Annotated in this window: 15 protein-coding genes; 8 read left to right on the forward strand and 7 right to left on the reverse strand. The window is 33.1% G+C overall.

What is annotated here, in order from left to right; translation table 11 throughout:
• Window positions 1–8 precede the first annotated feature (8 nt).
• From A8975_RS12830 to A8975_RS12850, 5 genes are all read left to right on the forward strand, one after another.
• Entirely contained in the window at window positions 9–476 is a 468-nt protein-coding gene (locus A8975_RS12830; protein ID WP_134200986.1) for a hypothetical protein, read from the forward strand.
• A gap of 35 nt (window positions 477–511) precedes the next feature.
• Window positions 512–994: a hypothetical protein gene (locus A8975_RS12835; protein WP_134200988.1), complete on the forward strand. Its 483-nt coding sequence runs from the start codon at window positions 512–514 to the stop codon at window positions 992–994.
• A 103-nt stretch (window positions 995–1,097) separates the two neighbouring features.
• Window positions 1,098–2,387, forward strand: a complete 1,290-nt coding sequence (locus A8975_RS12840; protein WP_134200991.1) for a DUF2157 domain-containing protein — start codon at window positions 1,098–1,100, stop codon at window positions 2,385–2,387.
• 3 nt (window positions 2,388–2,390) lie between these two features.
• A complete protein-coding gene (locus A8975_RS12845) occupies window positions 2,391–2,942 on the forward strand; it encodes a GDYXXLXY domain-containing protein (protein WP_134200993.1) in 552 nt (183 codons plus the stop codon).
• Between the two features lie 52 nt (window positions 2,943–2,994).
• Window positions 2,995–4,632, forward strand: a complete 1,638-nt coding sequence (locus tag A8975_RS12850; protein ID WP_134200995.1) for a dipeptidyl-peptidase 3 family protein — start codon at window positions 2,995–2,997, stop codon at window positions 4,630–4,632.
• Between the two features lie 73 nt (window positions 4,633–4,705).
• Here A8975_RS12850 and A8975_RS12855 read toward each other — a convergent pair whose 3' ends face one another.
• The 6 genes from A8975_RS12855 to A8975_RS12880 form a co-directional block, all read right to left on the reverse strand.
• Window positions 4,706–5,605 (reverse strand): endonuclease/exonuclease/phosphatase family protein, encoded by a 900-nt coding sequence (locus tag A8975_RS12855; protein WP_134200997.1) that lies wholly within the window; start codon window positions 5,603–5,605, stop codon window positions 4,706–4,708.
• Between the two features lie 90 nt (window positions 5,606–5,695).
• Window positions 5,696–8,191: a zinc-dependent metalloprotease gene (locus tag A8975_RS12860; RefSeq protein ID WP_134200999.1), complete on the reverse strand. Its 2,496-nt coding sequence runs from the start codon at window positions 8,189–8,191 to the stop codon at window positions 5,696–5,698.
• A 157-nt stretch (window positions 8,192–8,348) separates the two neighbouring features.
• Entirely contained in the window at window positions 8,349–9,611 is a 1,263-nt protein-coding gene (locus A8975_RS12865; protein WP_243832987.1) for a hypothetical protein, read from the reverse strand.
• Between the two features lie 188 nt (window positions 9,612–9,799).
• Window positions 9,800–11,491, reverse strand: a complete 1,692-nt coding sequence (lysS, locus tag A8975_RS12870) for a lysine--tRNA ligase (protein WP_134201001.1) — start codon at window positions 11,489–11,491, stop codon at window positions 9,800–9,802.
• Between the two features lie 109 nt (window positions 11,492–11,600).
• A complete protein-coding gene (locus A8975_RS12875) occupies window positions 11,601–12,032 on the reverse strand; it encodes a DUF1573 domain-containing protein (protein WP_131508985.1) in 432 nt (143 codons plus the stop codon).
• Window positions 12,033–12,139: 107 nt separating this feature from the next.
• Window positions 12,140–13,198: a helix-turn-helix domain-containing protein gene (locus A8975_RS12880; protein WP_131508986.1), complete on the reverse strand. Its 1,059-nt coding sequence runs from the start codon at window positions 13,196–13,198 to the stop codon at window positions 12,140–12,142.
• Between the two features lie 276 nt (window positions 13,199–13,474).
• Here A8975_RS12880 and A8975_RS12885 point away from each other — a divergent pair, with 276 nt between their 5' ends.
• The 3 genes from A8975_RS12885 to lipB all read left to right on the forward strand — a co-directional run bounded on the left by A8975_RS12885 (window position 13,475) and on the right by lipB (window position 15,169).
• Entirely contained in the window at window positions 13,475–13,633 is a 159-nt protein-coding gene (locus A8975_RS12885) for a YqaE/Pmp3 family membrane protein (protein ID WP_129761015.1), read from the forward strand.
• Between the two features lie 65 nt (window positions 13,634–13,698).
• Window positions 13,699–14,454 carry a hypothetical protein gene (locus A8975_RS12890; RefSeq protein WP_131508987.1) on the forward strand — a complete coding sequence of 252 codons (756 nt, stop codon included), beginning with the start codon at window positions 13,699–13,701 and terminating at the stop codon, window positions 14,452–14,454.
• A 4-nt stretch (window positions 14,455–14,458) separates the two neighbouring features.
• The gene (gene lipB, locus A8975_RS12895) at window positions 14,459–15,169 is read left to right on the forward strand and encodes a lipoyl(octanoyl) transferase LipB (RefSeq protein ID WP_131508988.1); all 711 of its coding nucleotides are present in this window, start codon (window positions 14,459–14,461) and stop codon (window positions 15,167–15,169) included.
• Here lipB and A8975_RS12900 read toward each other — a convergent pair.
• Window positions 15,166–15,516, reverse strand: a complete 351-nt coding sequence (locus A8975_RS12900) for a hypothetical protein (protein ID WP_134201003.1) — start codon at window positions 15,514–15,516, stop codon at window positions 15,166–15,168. The genes lipB and A8975_RS12900 overlap by 4 nt on opposite strands.
• Between the last annotated feature and the right edge of the window lie 79 nt (window positions 15,517–15,595).

Here is a 15,595-nt window from a genome sequence, read left to right on the forward strand (position 1 = left end):
TGGCTGTAATGAAACTCAAAAATTTAAATACAGCTTTTATTGTTACTACAGGAATTTCGGTAGTGGTGTTTATTTATTTGGTGTTTTTAGGATACGACGAAATAAAAACCTTAAAAGATGTTATTAAAATTATAGCATCAATACTATTCCCAATTCCAATGTTGTTTTTTGTGCGTTTTATTTTAATAGAACATTTTTTACCACAAAACACAGACGAATACAAAGCAAAAAACCAAAAACCAGCAACAGTGTTGCTTGTTGCTACTATTGTTATAGGTGTACTGTTTATGCAGTTTGTAGAACTAATAACAAATCAAAAACTTGAAGATAATTTAATTTTTGCGCACTTAATAAACTCTACAACTATTAGTAGCTATGTGCTTAATTACATTCTGTATAACAACTTAAGAGCTAACGGTATTTTAAGTGGTGTGTTATTATCATTAGCGATACACATATTCTTTTTATCAGCTTAAATCAAAACAAAGTTTAATCATCAAAATTTAATATTATGAATCCAATTATGAATACTCCAAAACCAACAAGTAACTCAGGAAAAAGAGAACTACTATTCACATTTCAATCTATAATTGTTACAGGTCTCTTAGCGTTTACCGCAATTGCGTTTTTCTTTTACAACGATTTGTCTATAGTAAAAGGCATCAAAGTTGTTTTTGCACCATTTTTATCAGTAGTGCCATTGCTTTTTATACTCTCAATATTAAGAGATTTACGCAAAGGATTTATTGAAGGTAATTATAGCAAACAGGAAATAATAAAGTTTTGCATCATTACAGTAGCAATTACTGTAGCCTTTACTGGTATTACATTTTTACTGTCTAAAATAGGTGCTTTAGAAATTTTATTGGCAGCTATTATAGCGATACTAAGTACAGTATTCTTTTTAAAAACCAAGATTAAGGACATTTTAGGAATGAGCATCGTAACAGGAATTGCCGAAGGTATCATTGTATATATGATTTTTTTGTTTTGATGATTGGTTAGTTAACCTCAAGCCTCGTAGCTAAATTTTTGGTTGCGAGGTTTTAAAACAAAATCATATAGGTTTATTTTTTAACTTAATATCAAAAAATAAAATGAACTCAAAACTCATAAAAGAATTACCACAATTGGTAAAAGATCAAGTCATTACAGAAGACGTGGCTCGTAATATTGAGGTCTATTACCAGTTGAAACAAGACGATAAACCAAATAAATTATTTACAGTATTTGGTGTGTTGGGATCCATTTTGGTTGGCTTAGGTGTTATTCTCATTTTAGCACATAATTGGGACAATTTTACAAGAGCAACAAAAACCATTTTTGCATTTTTACCTTTGGTAATAGGTCAGTTGTTTGTAGGCTATTCTATTTTTAAAAATAAGAGTGCCACTTGGAAAGAAGCCTCAGGAACATTTCTGTTTTTTGCAGTAGGCTCTAGCATAGCTTTGGTAAGCCAAATTTATAATATACCAGGTGATTTAAGTTCTTTTTTACTCACTTGGATTGTACTATGCTTACCACTAATTTATTTGCTCAAATCTAATGCGTTGGCAATGCTTCACATAGTATTTGCAACATATTATGCATGCAACTATGGTTACGGTTATTTTACAATGCAACAAACGCCTTGGTTGTATTTAGGGTTAATGGTTTTGGTATTGCCGCATTACTGGCAACTATTAAAAAACCACCCAAAAGCCAACGTTACTTCAATATTTAACTGGATATTACCCTTAAGTTGTACTATCATCTTAGGTGCTTTTGTAAACAATCAAGGTGATTATGGGTATTTAATGTATGTTATCTTGTTTGGTTTGTTTTATAACATTGGTAAGATTCCGTTTTTTGATGATCAAAAATTGAGACGTAATGGATACTTGATTTTTGGTTCTGTAGGAACGGTAATTTTATTATTGTGGACAAGTTTCAACTGGATTTGGGAATTTAACGAAAACAATTTAACGTTTGCCTCTCAAGAGTTTTTTATAGCCTTGTTTTTGTTTGTAGTTACAGCAATGGTTTTAGGGTATTCGTATTCAAAAAAATGGATTAAAGGTTTCAATTTGTTCCACATCGTGTTTATTATGTTTACTGTTCTGTTTTTTATAGGAACAAGCAACAGTATTATACCAACAATTGCCATTAACTGTATCATTTTTGCTTTAGGATTAATAACCGTAAAAATTGGAACAGATAAATTTCACTTCGGAATTTTAAACTACGGTTTACTTATTATAACAGCCTTGGTTGTCTGTCGCTTTTTTGATACAGATATGAGCTATGTTATTAGAGGTTTGCTTTTTGTGAGTGTTGGTGCTGGATTTTTTATAACTAATTATGTAATGCTTAAAAAGCAAAAGTCTAAACTTAATTCTAAACATTAAATCATGAAAACGATACATATATTCATCGTGTTTATTTTGGTTGCTGTTGCGCAATTGATACTGCCAGCTCAAATGATTTTTAACCAAGAAGATATTTTAAAAACAGGAACAGCTTTTAAATTTAAAACTCAACCTGTAGATCCTTCAAACCCATTTAAGGGCAAGTATATTTACTTAAATTTCGAAGCTAATACTATAAAAACTACTGATTCTACTTGGTCAAGACATGAACCGGTTTTCGTGTCGGTTGTTGAGGATAGTTTAGGGTTTGCTATGGTTGATAAAGTAACTAGAGTTAAACCTAGTAATGGGGATTTTGTAAATGCAAAAGTGAGTTATTATAGCAGTTATGATAAAACACTTCGTTTAGACTATCCGTTTAATGAGTTTTATATGAACGAAACCAAAGCCTTTGACGCTGAAATTGCTCATGCCAATGCACAAAATGACTCAATACCCAATAACACTTACGCTTTAGTGTTTATAAAAGAAGGCGAAACAGTGTTGGATAATGTGTTTATTGATGAGATTCCTATTGCTGATTATGTTGAATAGTATATTTGAAATGACTAACTTTGAAACAATCAAAATTAACTCATTAAATTTTATGAAGAATATACTCGCAATGCTTTCACTTATGGTGATTGTATCGTCTTGTAAAGAAGACAAAAAAGAAGTTGTAAGTGAAGAACCAACGCAAACCGAAATGCAAAAAAACTTAGGTAAATACGTAAGCGTTAAACTAACTTCAGATGTAAATAAGCTTTCCGAAAAAGAACAACAAATGTTGCCTTTGCTTATTAAAGCTGCTGAAAAAATGAACGACTTATTTTGGTATGAAGCCTATGGAGACAAAACAGAGTTGTTGAACTCAATTGAAGACGAAGACACTAAAACTTTTGTAAAAATCAATTATGGTCCTTGGGATAGATTAGATGGTAATAAACCATTTGTTGATGGTGTAGGAGAGAAGCCTTTAGGTGCAAATTTCTATCCAAAGGATATGACCAAAAAAGAATTTGAAGCTGCTGATATTGAAGATAAATCAAGTATCTACAACTTTGTACGTAGAGACGAAAACGGAAAACTGTATTCAATTCCTTATCACAAGCAATTTGAAAATGAAGTTAAGGAGGTTTCTGAGTTATTAAAAGAAGCAGCTAAACTAGCAGAAGATGAAGGTTTAAAAACATACTTAGAGCTAAGAGCACAAGCGTTATTAGATGATAACTATCAACCAAGTGATTTAGCTTGGATGGATATGAAAACCAATACGCTTGATATTGTTATTGGTCCAATTGAAACTTATGAAGACCAAATGTTTGGTAATAAAGCAGCACACGAAGGTTATGTGTTAATTAAAGACCAAGAGTGGAGTGCTAAATTAGCGCGTTTTGCTAGCTTTTTACCAGAACTTCAAAAGGGAATTCCTGTAGCTGATGCTTACAAACAAGAAACTCCAGGAACAGATAGCGATTTAAATGCTTACGATGTAGTGTATTATGCTGGAGATTGTAACTCTGGTAGTAAAACAATTGCTATTAACTTACCTAACGATGAGGAAGTACAGTTGCAAAAAGGAACTAGACGTCTTCAGCTTAAAAATGCTATGCGTGCTAAGTTTGATAAAATTTTAGTACCAATTTCAGATGTGTTAATAGATGAAAGCCAAAGACAACACATCACTTTTGATGCTTTTTTTGCTAATACAATGTTTCATGAGGTGGCACATGGTCTTGGTATAAAAAATACTATAAACGGTAAAGGAACAGTTAGAACGTCGTTAAAAGAGCTTGCAAGTGCTTTAGAAGAAGGAAAAGCAGACGTGTTAGGACTTTATATGGTACAACAATTACATGAAAAAGGCGAAATTGATGGCGATATGAAAGACTACATGACTACGTTTATGGCTAGTATTTTCCGTTCTGTTCGTTTTGGTGCATCATCTGCACATGGTAAAGCAAACATGATTCGTTTTAATTTCTTTAAAGACAAAGGCGCATTTACAAGAAATGCTGACGGAACTTATAAAATTGACTATGCAAATATGATTGTTGCAATGAAAGATTTATCTAGTCTTATTTTAACACTTCAAGGGAATGGTGACTATGATGGTGTAGCAAAACTTGTTGCTGAAAAAGGTAAAATCTCAGAGGAATTACAATCAGATTTAGACCGTTTAAGTTCAGCTAATATTCCTGTAGATGTTATTTACGAACAAGGAGCAGATGTATTAGGACTGTAATTTAAACTCATTAATATAAAAGAAAGCTTTAGGGAAACCTAGAGCTTTTTTTGTTTCAATACTTAAGTTTTATTTATTGGTATGATGCAACTAATAAAGCGTGGTCAGATGAATTTTGAAAGTAGTGTTTGTTTAGCTTTATAGGGTTGAATTTCTTTGAAATCCAAATTTGATCTAACTCCAACAATGGAATACCAAAAGGCCATGTAGCTGTAAAACCATTGCTTTTTGAGTGGAAACTAGTAAAGTTGTTTTTAAGCTGTTTAAAATGAATGCTTTCATAAGGTGTATTGAAATCACCTAGAATAAAATCAAATGAGTGTGTTTTGTTGTAAAGTGCTATTTGTTCAAACGCTTCTGTTTTGTCTTTTAACGGACTTGCATAAAGATCAGTCATTAAAATAGAAAGCTCTTTATTTTTCACTAAGGCTTTAATAATGTTGAACCTGTAGTTATCACTTTTAGAAAGATAATTGGTTTCAATAATTGAACCTTTAATTCCAATGAGCATGTTTCCTTTCAAAACTTTAAATTCAAACTCAGAATGTAATTTGTTAAGAGTGTTTAAGTCATCGTTTGAAACATCTATAGCTTCAACAAATGATAGAATATTTGGGTTATGTTCGCGAATGATATTAGAAATTATTTCAATAGGAAAATGTTCTTTTTTAGCTACATTCCAAAATACTAATGATGTTGTGTTTTTAACGCTTGCTTTATTGTTGAAGTGGTAGTTGTTGAAAAAATAGAAAGTTAATAGAGTTAATAAAGCTGAAAGAAGCAGAGCTAGTTTTCTTTTTCTATAAAAAATAAAGCATAAAGTAATCCCTGAAAAGATAATGGTTATAAGAGGTGTGCTGTAAAATACAGTGCTGATTAAAGGGAAATTGTCTTTTAAAACAAAATGAATTAAAAGCAGTATAACAAAGACTATTAAAAGGAAGTTACGATACTTTTTGATAAGCTTCATCATTACTATTTAACTGTTGATTTATGCTATTATTGTATAAAAAAAACTCCAGATAATTCTGGAGCTTTTTCAGTTATTAATTACTAATGTAAATTATCCATTCGGATTTAAAATTGCATCAATACGCTCTAAGGCATCAGCAATATGAATTCTACTCATTTCATCAGCACCACGAGCCGAACGTAATTGGCTACGAAGTGATTTTAACTCAGCTCTTACAACTGCTCTAATATCTGACTGACTTGTGTTAACAGCAGTAGACTTTTGGTATCCTCCAAAATCAGGAGCTTTTCTTTGACTGTCAGCAGTCATTAAATAGCCTAGTCTATCAATATGAGCACGTTGTAAATTACGTCTGTAAGTATCAATTTTTCTACCTGTACGTAATTCACTCCAAATACCTGAACGCATATCTTTCATCATGTCTGTTAACGAATATGCATTGTTGCCATTGTATGTTTCAGCTTCGGTTAAACGTTGCATTTTACCTAAGCTCATAATGTTGTTTAATGTTCTTACTTGTATTCCTCTAACACGGTCAACAGAACCTGAATACTCAATACGATCAAAAATGTTTTTGTCAATTAACCAGTCTGGAGTATCAAATAAGTTTTCTTGTATAAACTTCATTGCACGTTTTTGGTGGTCTTTAGGTACTGCAGTATAAACAACACCATCTTGTTCAGCAGTTTTGTAATGCTCATATACACCACCAATATTATTAGATACGTGTCCCATGTAACGGTTAAACTGAGACACTACATGACCGTACATTTCTTGTAAGTCATCATAATCTTCTCCAGCTTCAGTTGTCCATGTGATTAAGTTTGGTACAATACGTTTTAAGTTTTTAATACCATATTCACTTGCTAACATAGCGTCGTCACCTAAATCTTCTGTTTGAGAGCTTGGGTCGTGAATATCACCTACTTGTTGGTGTCCAAATCTGTACATTGGGTCACCAGCATGCTTAGTAATCCAACTGTTTAAGATTGGTTTTTCTTCTTCAGCAGTTTTATCTAAAATAGGTCTGTAACCCCATTCAATAGCATATTTATCATAAACACCAATGTTTGGCATTAATGCAACACCTTCATCTCCTGGTTGCGCAACGTAGTTAAAACGTGCATAATCCATAATAGAAGGAGCTGTACCATACTTTTGAGTAAATTCAGCGTCTCTTAATTTTTCAACTGGGTAAGCAACACTACTTCCCATGTTGTGTGGTAATCCTAAAGTATGACCAACCTCATGAGCAGATACGAAACGAATTAAACGTCCCATAACTTCATCTCTAAACTCTGGGCTTTGAGCATCTGGGTTGATAGCGGCAGTTTGTACAAAGAACCAACCACGTAATAAAGACATAACGTTGTGGTACCAGTTAATATCACTTTCTAAAATTTCTCCTGTTCTTGGGTCACTTACGTGAGGTCCATTTGCATTTGGAATTGGAGATGCTAAATAACGTACTACAGAATATCTAACGTCTTCAGGACTCCATTCTGGGTCTTCCTCAACAGATGGAGGATCTTTTGCTATAATAGCTTCTTTAAAACCGGCTGCTTCAAAAGCTACTTGCCAATCTTCGATTCCTTGTTTAATATATTTTCTCCACTTTACAGGAGTTGCTCTATCAATGTAGTATACAATTTGTTTTTTAGGAACAACTAATTCTCCTCTTTTAAACTTTTCAATGTCTTCGTCTTTTACTTCTAGTCTCCAACGGTCTAAGTATTCAAGAGTTTTACTTCTTTGGTCACCAAGTCCGTAATCTGTTTGAGTGCTTGTAAACCATCCAACACGCTCGTCAAAATAACGACGCTTCATTGGGTTGTCTGGTAACAAAATCATTGAGTTGTTGATTTCTAATGAAATAGTTCCTGTGCTAGAGTTTGAAGGCGGATTTCCAGCTGCATACGTTTTTACGTGTCTAGCTTCAATGTTGTGAGGGTAACTTTTAATAGATTCAATAAAAGATTTGTCGCTTTCCATTCTAGAAACTTTATAACCACTTCTTCTAAACTGTGGTAGTCCTAAAGCTTTTACATCTTTTTCAAATAAAGGAGATGCGTCAATTACTGTACTTGTAGAGTCTTTTCCAATAGCTTTTACAGGAAACGTAAATAATACAGGCTCAAAGTTTGAGTTTACTACAGCTTCATGCACTGGAAGTGAGTCAGCAGCAACAACATTGTAAGATACTACTCTTAAAATTACTTTGTTACCTTTCTTTTGCCAACGTAATACTTGTTCGTTTTGTTTTCCACCACCAAAACCTAGTCCACTAGCAGTTTTAGCTATTCTTGTTACCATTAACATTTCACGCTCAAACAGAGAATCTGGGATTTCATAAAAGAAACTTTCATCAACTTGATGAACTGTAAATAGACCAGCATCACTTTTAGCATCTTTTGTGATTACTTTACTGTAAGGTTGTGGGTCGTTTTTTCCTGGTTTTTTAGAAGGTGCTTTGGCTGAAGCACTTGCTGAGGTTTTTGATTTGCTTGCTTTTTTTGTTGTTGAACAAGAGAACGCTAGGAACGCTGTTGCAACAAAAAGCAATTTAATAGAAAATCGTTTCAAAATATGTTGGTTTTAAATTAAGATGCGTGAAAATACGGAATACTTGAAAATTTTTAGAGGTCTTTTAGAGTTTTTTAGTATTTTTTTAACGTTAAATTAGTGTTATATAAAAAAAGCAGCTATTGATTTATAGCTGCTTTTTTATTTGTGAAGTTTATTTTTATTCTAGGGTTTCTAGGTATGGTATAATTAAATCTAACGCTTCTTGATGAGGTGTTGTAACACCTATAAAAGGCATGCTGTAACCTTCAATTGAAGTTTGAATTCTTGCCATTATGCTATAGCGTCTTTCGTAAATAAAAGTATCTTCAAAATCTGATTCGTAGTCTAAGTTTAATGCTTCATAATAACTTTCGTTATGGAAACCACCAGCTGAATGACAATGCGCGCAGTTTACATCAAAGTAAGCTCTAACACGCTTTTGAGTTGATAAAGAAGAGTCTTCCCAATTAGGTAATGTGCTTACTGTACTAGGGTCAGAAAGACCTGCAAGAAACATTCTGTCTTTTAATGCTTGAAGTTGGTTAACATCATCAACGCTAAAATTAAGTGTTCTTAATTTTGGTCCTATTGGAGTCATTGCTCCATAAGTTTGGTGACAAGTAAAGCAATCATCATAAGATGGTACTTTATAATTAACATTTTTAGTATCTCCGTTATTGTCAATCCAACTTACAGGAAGTTCTAAACCATCATTGTCTAGATAAGCTTCTGTTTGTGCTTCATTCCAAACATAATTACCAGCTTCCCATTCGCCATTTAATTTTATAAGAATTCTAGTTTCAATAATGTTTCTTCCTAGAGACTCGTCTCTGTCGTCAACATTGTAATAAAAGGTTTTTGCAATAACAGTATTGTCAGGGAAAAGCGGTAAGCCATCTCCATTGTATATCATTTCTTCACCAAGCGGTAAAGCTATTAGCCTTTGTTTATGAGCGTAATCAGTGTAAAGTGCTGAATGTAATTGGTACTCAAAAGTATAAGTGCTAGGTTGTAAATTGGATAAATTTCCACTAAAAAGATTTAATTCAGAAAGTGTAGGTTTAAACTCAGGAATCACAGGATTAGGTAGCGTAGTAAAACTTTTTACACTGGATAAAATACTCTCGTTACTGACGTCGCAAATGGTTTTTACGTAGTAATCATAAGTTGTATTAGCTGATAAGCCTGTAAATAAGTAGGAGTTATCATAAATTGTAAATGATTGTCCTGTGCCTAATTGAAATCCACTAACACCAAATTCAATTTTGTAAACAGCATCTACATTGTCGTCTTCCCAATGCGCTATAGCTGATTGATATGTAATATTGGTTTCGGTTAAGTTGTAGGGAGTTATACACTCAGGAACTGTAATTTGGTCATCGTCATTATTACACGAAAAAAATAATGACATAAGCATTAAAGCTAGACTAAGTTTTTTCATTGTTTGGGTTAAAAATTGATTAATAGCTGAGCGAATGTAATAAAAAAAGTTGTTAATGAGCAGTTTAAATCGGTGTTGTGCGAGTTTTTTTCCTCAAAAAGAGCTGTTAAAATGTTTTCTTTTAGTTTATACATAAAAAAAGAACCGCTAATAAACGGTTCTTTTTAATAAATTATAGTGTTAGTTTTTTAAGCTAATTCAACCAATAGGCTGTCATCAGTTTTATTAACTTTAGCTAACTTTTTACCAGTTAATCCTTTAATGGTTTTGTCCCATTTTTTGTTGCTAAGTGCAGACTGAGTTTTTAACTCATTAAGGTCAATTGGAGAGTTAGACTTTAGAATATTGAATACTAGTTTTTCTTCCTCAGTCATTTCTACCTGTTTTTTTTCAGGTTTCATTTGAGGGAAGAATAATACTTCTTGAATACTTTGATTGTTGGTTAAGAACATGATTAAACGGTCCATACCAATTCCCATTCCTGAAGTTGGTGGCATACCATATTCTAACGCACGTAAAAAGTCGTAATCTATAAACTCAGTAGCTTCGTCATCTCCTTTTTGAGCTAGCTTTAATTGATGCTCAAAACGTTCTTTTTGGTCAATTGGGTCGTTTAACTCAGAGTAAGCGTTTGCAATTTCTTTACCGCAAACCATAAGTTCAAAACGCTCAGTTAACTCAGGGTTTTCTCTATGTTCTTTACATAATGGGCTCATCTCTTTTGGATAGTCTGTAATGAAGGTTGGTTGTATGTAGTTGCCTTCACACTTTTCACCAAAAATTTCATCAATCAACTTACCTTTACCCATGGTGTCATCAACTTCAATTCCCATGTCTTTTGCAGCAGTTCGAATCTCGTCTTCAGTCTTATTATAAATATCAAAACCTGTAAATTCTAAGATAGAATCGCGCATTGTAATACGCTTGTAAGGTGCTTTAAAGCTTATGTTATGCTCTCCAAAAGTAGCTTCAGGAGTTCCGTTTACTGCAACAGCACAATGCTCTAGTAATTGCTCACAGAAATCCATCATCCAGTTGTAGTCTTTGTAAGACACATAAATCTCCATAGCTGTAAACTCAGGATTATGAGTACGATCCATACCTTCGTTACGGAAGTTTTTAGAAAACTCATATACACCTTCAAAACCACCAACAATTAAACGCTTTAAGTATAACTCGTTAGCAATACGCATGTATAGCGGAATGTCTAAACTATTATGATGTGTTACAAAAGGTCTTGCAGCTGCACCACCAGGAATAGGTTGTAAAATAGGAGTTTCAACCTCAAAATAACCAGCGTTATTAAAAAACTGACGCATAGCGTTAAACAATTTTGTACGCTTAACGAATACTTCTTTTACATGAGGATTTACCACTAAATCAGCATAACGTTGTCTGTAACGTTGTTCAGGATCGGTAAATGCGTCATGAACTTTACCGTCAGCATCTACACGTGGTTGTGGTAATGGTTTAAGCGCTTTACTAAGTAAGGTAAAGTCGTTTACCATTACAGTTTTTTCGCCTACTTTGGTTTTAAAAAGTGTGCCTTCAACACCAATAAAGTCTCCTATATCTAGAAGCTTTTTGTAAACGTCGTTATATTTTGATTTGTCGTCACCAGAGCAAATTTCATCTCTGTTAAAATAAACTTGGATGCGACCTTCGCTATCTTGTAATTCAGCAAAACTAGCACTTCCTTGTATACGACGAGACATTAAGCGACCAGCAATAATTACTTTTTTACCTTCTTCAAAATCAGATTTTATTTGTTTTGAGGTATGGTTTACTGGATATAAATCTGCTGGATATGGGTTGATTCCCAAATCGCGAAGTTTGTTGAGTTTCTCTCTTCTTACTAATTCTTGTTCTGAAAGCTGCATGCTATTTGATTTTGAAATGCAAAATTACATTTTTTAACACAACTAGCACGCAACTTTTTAGGTTGATTTAACATTTTGACTCTAAAAAGTGTCAAACGGTTTTTAATAATTATCCTTCAGTATCACTCTTTAGAACTTCACCTTTAATTTTAAGGACTTTAGTAGGTTGATTTGCGTTAGACATTACTGTAATTGTTTTTTTGAATACTCCTAGTCTGTTAGTAGCGTATTTTACCGTAATTTCACTTGTTTCACCAGGTAAAATAGGAGTTCTTGAATACTCAGGAACTGTGCAACCACAAGAGGTTTTTACATTTGAAATTACTATTGGAGCTTCACCTGTATTGGTAAACTTAAACGTGCGTTCTCCATCAGCATGTTGTGCAATTGTTCCGTAGTCGATTTCTTCTGTTTCAAAAGTAAGTTGACCAGCTTTTGCTGTCTCTTGTGCAAAACCGAATCCTGAGATAAGTAAGCAAACAACTAATGATAATTTTAAAATTAAACTGTTGTTCTTGTTTTGTAATGTTGAATAATTCATAATGTTTGTTTTTGATTAATACTTTCGCAAACATCAACATTACAATTAAAAAAAGAACATTTTTAGGGTTTGAAATGAGTACTAGTACCTGGTTTGAATTTCATTAACTATTTGTTAAATAGCGATTTAGCTTCGTCTCTAGATTGTACGTTTAGCTTTCGGTAAATGTTGTTTATATGTGTTTTTACTGTACTTAAACTCACAAAAAGGCTTTCAGCAATCTCTTTATTAGTGTTATCGTTAAGCAATAAGTCTAATATTTTTTGCTCTTGATTGGTAAGTTGTTCTTTAGTTGTTTTATTGAATTGACTTTTACTGGCTTTCAGTTTTAACCAAAACCATAAGTTCCCAAGGATAGAAATCGCTAATAAAAGATAGAGCAAATAGGTCCAATTAAAGTTAGAATTTTCGCTGGTGTTGGATAGTATGTATTCATCTGAAGTTAGCTCGCTCCTATATTGTTTGGTATAAGGCGAGTTTGGATAACGCGCTTCTAAACGAGTCAATAAATCGTCGTAGTAGTTGTTGTTTTTTAAATCTTCAAGATAGTAACTATGTACACTATTACTTCTTTCTGAGAGGAATGCATAAATGTAAAGCTCAGCAATTGGCTCGTTAAGTTGTTTGCCATAATCCTGTAGTGTTTTAAACCACTTTTTGTTGTTCAGTTTACGGTTGGCTTCACTTCTAAATTCACCAAAAGCAAAACGCATGTCTTCTTTAAGCGAGTCAATTTTTATAAACGCATTAGCTTGTTCGTTGTCAGATTTTACATCGCAAAACATTTGTTTATTAAAAGAAAACGGAAAATTAATGGTGTCGTTGTGTTTAGCGATAAATACAATTTCTTTGCTATCATCGCAATGTCCGCTAAAATGGTTGGCGTCTTGCTCGTTTTCAATGCAATTGTCAACATGAATTCTGTAAATGCGATGTTCGTTTTCTAGCTGATTTCCTGTAAACTGAAAATAACCTAAAGAATCTGCTGTAACCTTAGCTATAATTTGTTCAGGATATACACCTGAAATTTTTCTGTAGTCTTCAATAACAGATAAGTACACATTTTCGTGCCAATGAGCTTTATCAATTTGACCAGAAAATAAATGCTGCGCTTTACCATAAAACGACATCAAAACGAAGGCTACAAAAAGTGCTTTAAACCTCATGTCACGAATCTACTATAAAAAAAATTAAACCTTATTGCGCTTAAGGGCAAATTTGTCAATTCGAGTGAATTTTGCAATAATAAATTGTAAAATTTGTATCGAGAATTAGAATTTGTACTAATAAATAGTTCTCGATACAATTTTTATAAACTAAAAATTACTCGAACTGACACTTCTTTATATTTTATTAAAATTAAGAATGAAGGATAACTGATTTGTAACAAATGCTGAAATAGCACGTCAAATAAGTACATCAATCATTAAAACTAATCATCAATGAGTATTTGGAGAGTAATTTTATCCATAATCTGTCCACCTTTGGCAGTTTTAGACAAAGGTTGTGGCTCAATAATTATCGTGTTTTTATTATGGCTTTGTGGTTGGGTTCCTGGAGTTATAGCAGCTTTAGTTATCTTAAATAATCCTGATCGATAAGCCTTTTTTCTAAAGCAGAATAAACCGTATCTTTGTACCACTAATCATAATCTAAATTCAATACAATGAATAGAATTTTCCTACTAGTGGTATCTCTGGCAATGGTTTGCCTTACAAGTTGTCAATTTTCTGAAAACATTTACATTAATGAAGACGGAAGCGGTAAAATGGAGTTTTCCATGGATGCTTCAGAGTTAATGCAAATGGCTGGTGAAAAAATGAAAGAAGATGGTACTGAACGAATGGATTCTACCATTGTGTTTAAAGACTTTTTAGACGAAAAAAGAGATAGTATTTCTAAGCTTCCGCAAGAAGACCAAGATAAGCTTAAGGCTCTAGAGAACTTTAAAATGCACATGCTTATGGATACTGAAACTAGCGTTATGAAGTTTGATTTACTAACCGATTTTAAAGATGCTGGTGAGCTGCAAGATATGTTTCAAGCTATGAACAGTGTTGGCAATATGCAAGGTGAAGGTGGAATGAAACCTGCCGATGCTTCAAATCCGTTTTCTAGCTTAGGAAGCAATAGTGCTACAGATATTAAATATACTTTCAATAAAGGTGTTTTTAAGCGTTCTGCTAAAATTATTGATACAGAACTACACCAACAAGCTATGGATAGTTTAAGCTCAATGGAAATGATGTTTGCAACTTCAAACTATACATTGAATTATCATTTCCCTAAACCTATAAAATCAGTATCAAACGAAGCAGCCTTGTTTAGTGAAGACCGTAAAAGTTTTACTCTAGAAGTTAACTTTATGGAGTCGTTAAAAAACCCTGCACTTTTAGATGTTGAAGTAATTTTAGAAGACTAATTTTTTGAACAAAACAATAGACATACAAGACTTAGGTTTAAAAGACTACAAAGACACTTGGGATTACCAAGAAGAGCTTTTTAAAAGCATTTTAGACCTAAAGATTCGCAATAGAAGAGAAGCTACTAACGAGCCTACAAGCAATTATTTTTTGTTTGTAGAGCATCCTCATGTGTACACCTTAGGGAAAAGTGGTGATATGTCTAACCTTCTTTTAAACGAGGAGCAGCTAAAAGACAAAGGAGCTACGTTTTATAAAATAAACAGAGGAGGAGATATTACCTATCATGGACCAGGTCAAATTGTTGGCTATCCTATTTTGGATTTAGATAACTTTTTTACCGATATTCATAAATACCTGAGGTTACTAGAAGAAATGATTATTCTTACGCTTGCCGAATACGGTTTAAAAGCAGAGCGTAGTCCTGGTGAAACAGGTGTTTGGTTGGGTGTAGGTACGCCATTTGCAAGAAAAATTTGCGCAATGGGAGTAAGAGCGAGTCGTTGGGTAACTATGCATGGTTTTGCACTTAACGTCAATGCCGATTTAGGCTATTTTGATAACATTATACCATGTGGTATAAGAGGAAAGGCTGTAACGTCGCTTAATGTAGAGTTGGGCGTAGAGCGTATAAGTATGCCTCAAGTAAAGGAAAAATTATTAAAACATTTTTCAACTCTATTTGAGGCAGAACTAAATACGGTTACAGTTTAATATGCGGCTTGCTTAAGCTCGCCTGAAGCTATAGCTTTATCATAATCGGCAGAAACTGAGTTTAAGTAGTTAAAAAACTTCTTTCCGCTTTTTAATTTCAAAGTGATTTTTACAGTGTTGTCTTTGTTTTTAGTTACAGATTCCACTACTGCCAATTCACCAACTACATTTTTGTAAGACGCTACACTACCTCTTTTTACTAAAGTGTTTAAACGTGGAAAATCTACATGTGAGTAGTTTTCGCCACTAGCCTTACCAATACGTAAAACGTCTCCTTCTTTAACAGTGTCTTGAGCTTGAATACTAAACGAAAAAAGTGCTAAAACTAAAATAAGAATTGATTTCATAATGTAAAGTATTGAATTAGTGTTATTTATTGATTTCTTAAAATATGCAAATTGAAATACGAATATACTAAAAAACGCT

This window comes from Meridianimaribacter flavus (assembly GCF_004366715.1).
Taxonomy (GTDB): Bacteria; Bacteroidota; Bacteroidia; order Flavobacteriales; family Flavobacteriaceae; genus Gaetbulibacter_B; species Gaetbulibacter_B jejuensis.

Excerpts from the sequence above, each read along its gene's own strand:
- A8975_RS12885 (WP_129761015.1), top strand. The coding sequence starts at position 13,475 with ATGAGTATTTGGAGAGTAATTTTATCCATAATCTGTCCACCTTTGGCA.
- A8975_RS12880 (WP_131508986.1), bottom strand. The coding sequence starts at position 13,198 with ATGAGGTTTAAAGCACTTTTTGTAGCCTTCGTTTTGATGTCGTTTTAT.
- A8975_RS12855 (WP_134200997.1), bottom strand. The coding sequence starts at position 5,605 with ATGATGAAGCTTATCAAAAAGTATCGTAACTTCCTTTTAATAGTCTTT.
- A8975_RS12890 (WP_131508987.1), top strand. The coding sequence starts at position 13,699 with ATGAATAGAATTTTCCTACTAGTGGTATCTCTGGCAATGGTTTGCCTT.
- A8975_RS12845 (WP_134200993.1), top strand. The coding sequence starts at position 2,391 with ATGAAAACGATACATATATTCATCGTGTTTATTTTGGTTGCTGTTGCG.
- A8975_RS12840 (WP_134200991.1), top strand. The coding sequence starts at position 1,098 with ATGAACTCAAAACTCATAAAAGAATTACCACAATTGGTAAAAGATCAA.
- A8975_RS12830 (WP_134200986.1), top strand. The coding sequence starts at position 9 with ATGAAACTCAAAAATTTAAATACAGCTTTTATTGTTACTACAGGAATT.
- A8975_RS12850 (WP_134200995.1), top strand. The coding sequence starts at position 2,995 with ATGAAGAATATACTCGCAATGCTTTCACTTATGGTGATTGTATCGTCT.
- A8975_RS12835 (WP_134200988.1), top strand. The coding sequence starts at position 512 with ATGAATCCAATTATGAATACTCCAAAACCAACAAGTAACTCAGGAAAA.
- A8975_RS12875 (WP_131508985.1), bottom strand. The coding sequence starts at position 12,032 with ATGAATTATTCAACATTACAAAACAAGAACAACAGTTTAATTTTAAAA.
- lysS (WP_134201001.1), bottom strand. The coding sequence starts at position 11,491 with ATGCAGCTTTCAGAACAAGAATTAGTAAGAAGAGAGAAACTCAACAAA.
- A8975_RS12865 (WP_243832987.1), bottom strand. The coding sequence starts at position 9,611 with ATGAAAAAACTTAGTCTAGCTTTAATGCTTATGTCATTATTTTTTTCG.
- A8975_RS12900 (WP_134201003.1), bottom strand. The coding sequence starts at position 15,516 with ATGAAATCAATTCTTATTTTAGTTTTAGCACTTTTTTCGTTTAGTATT.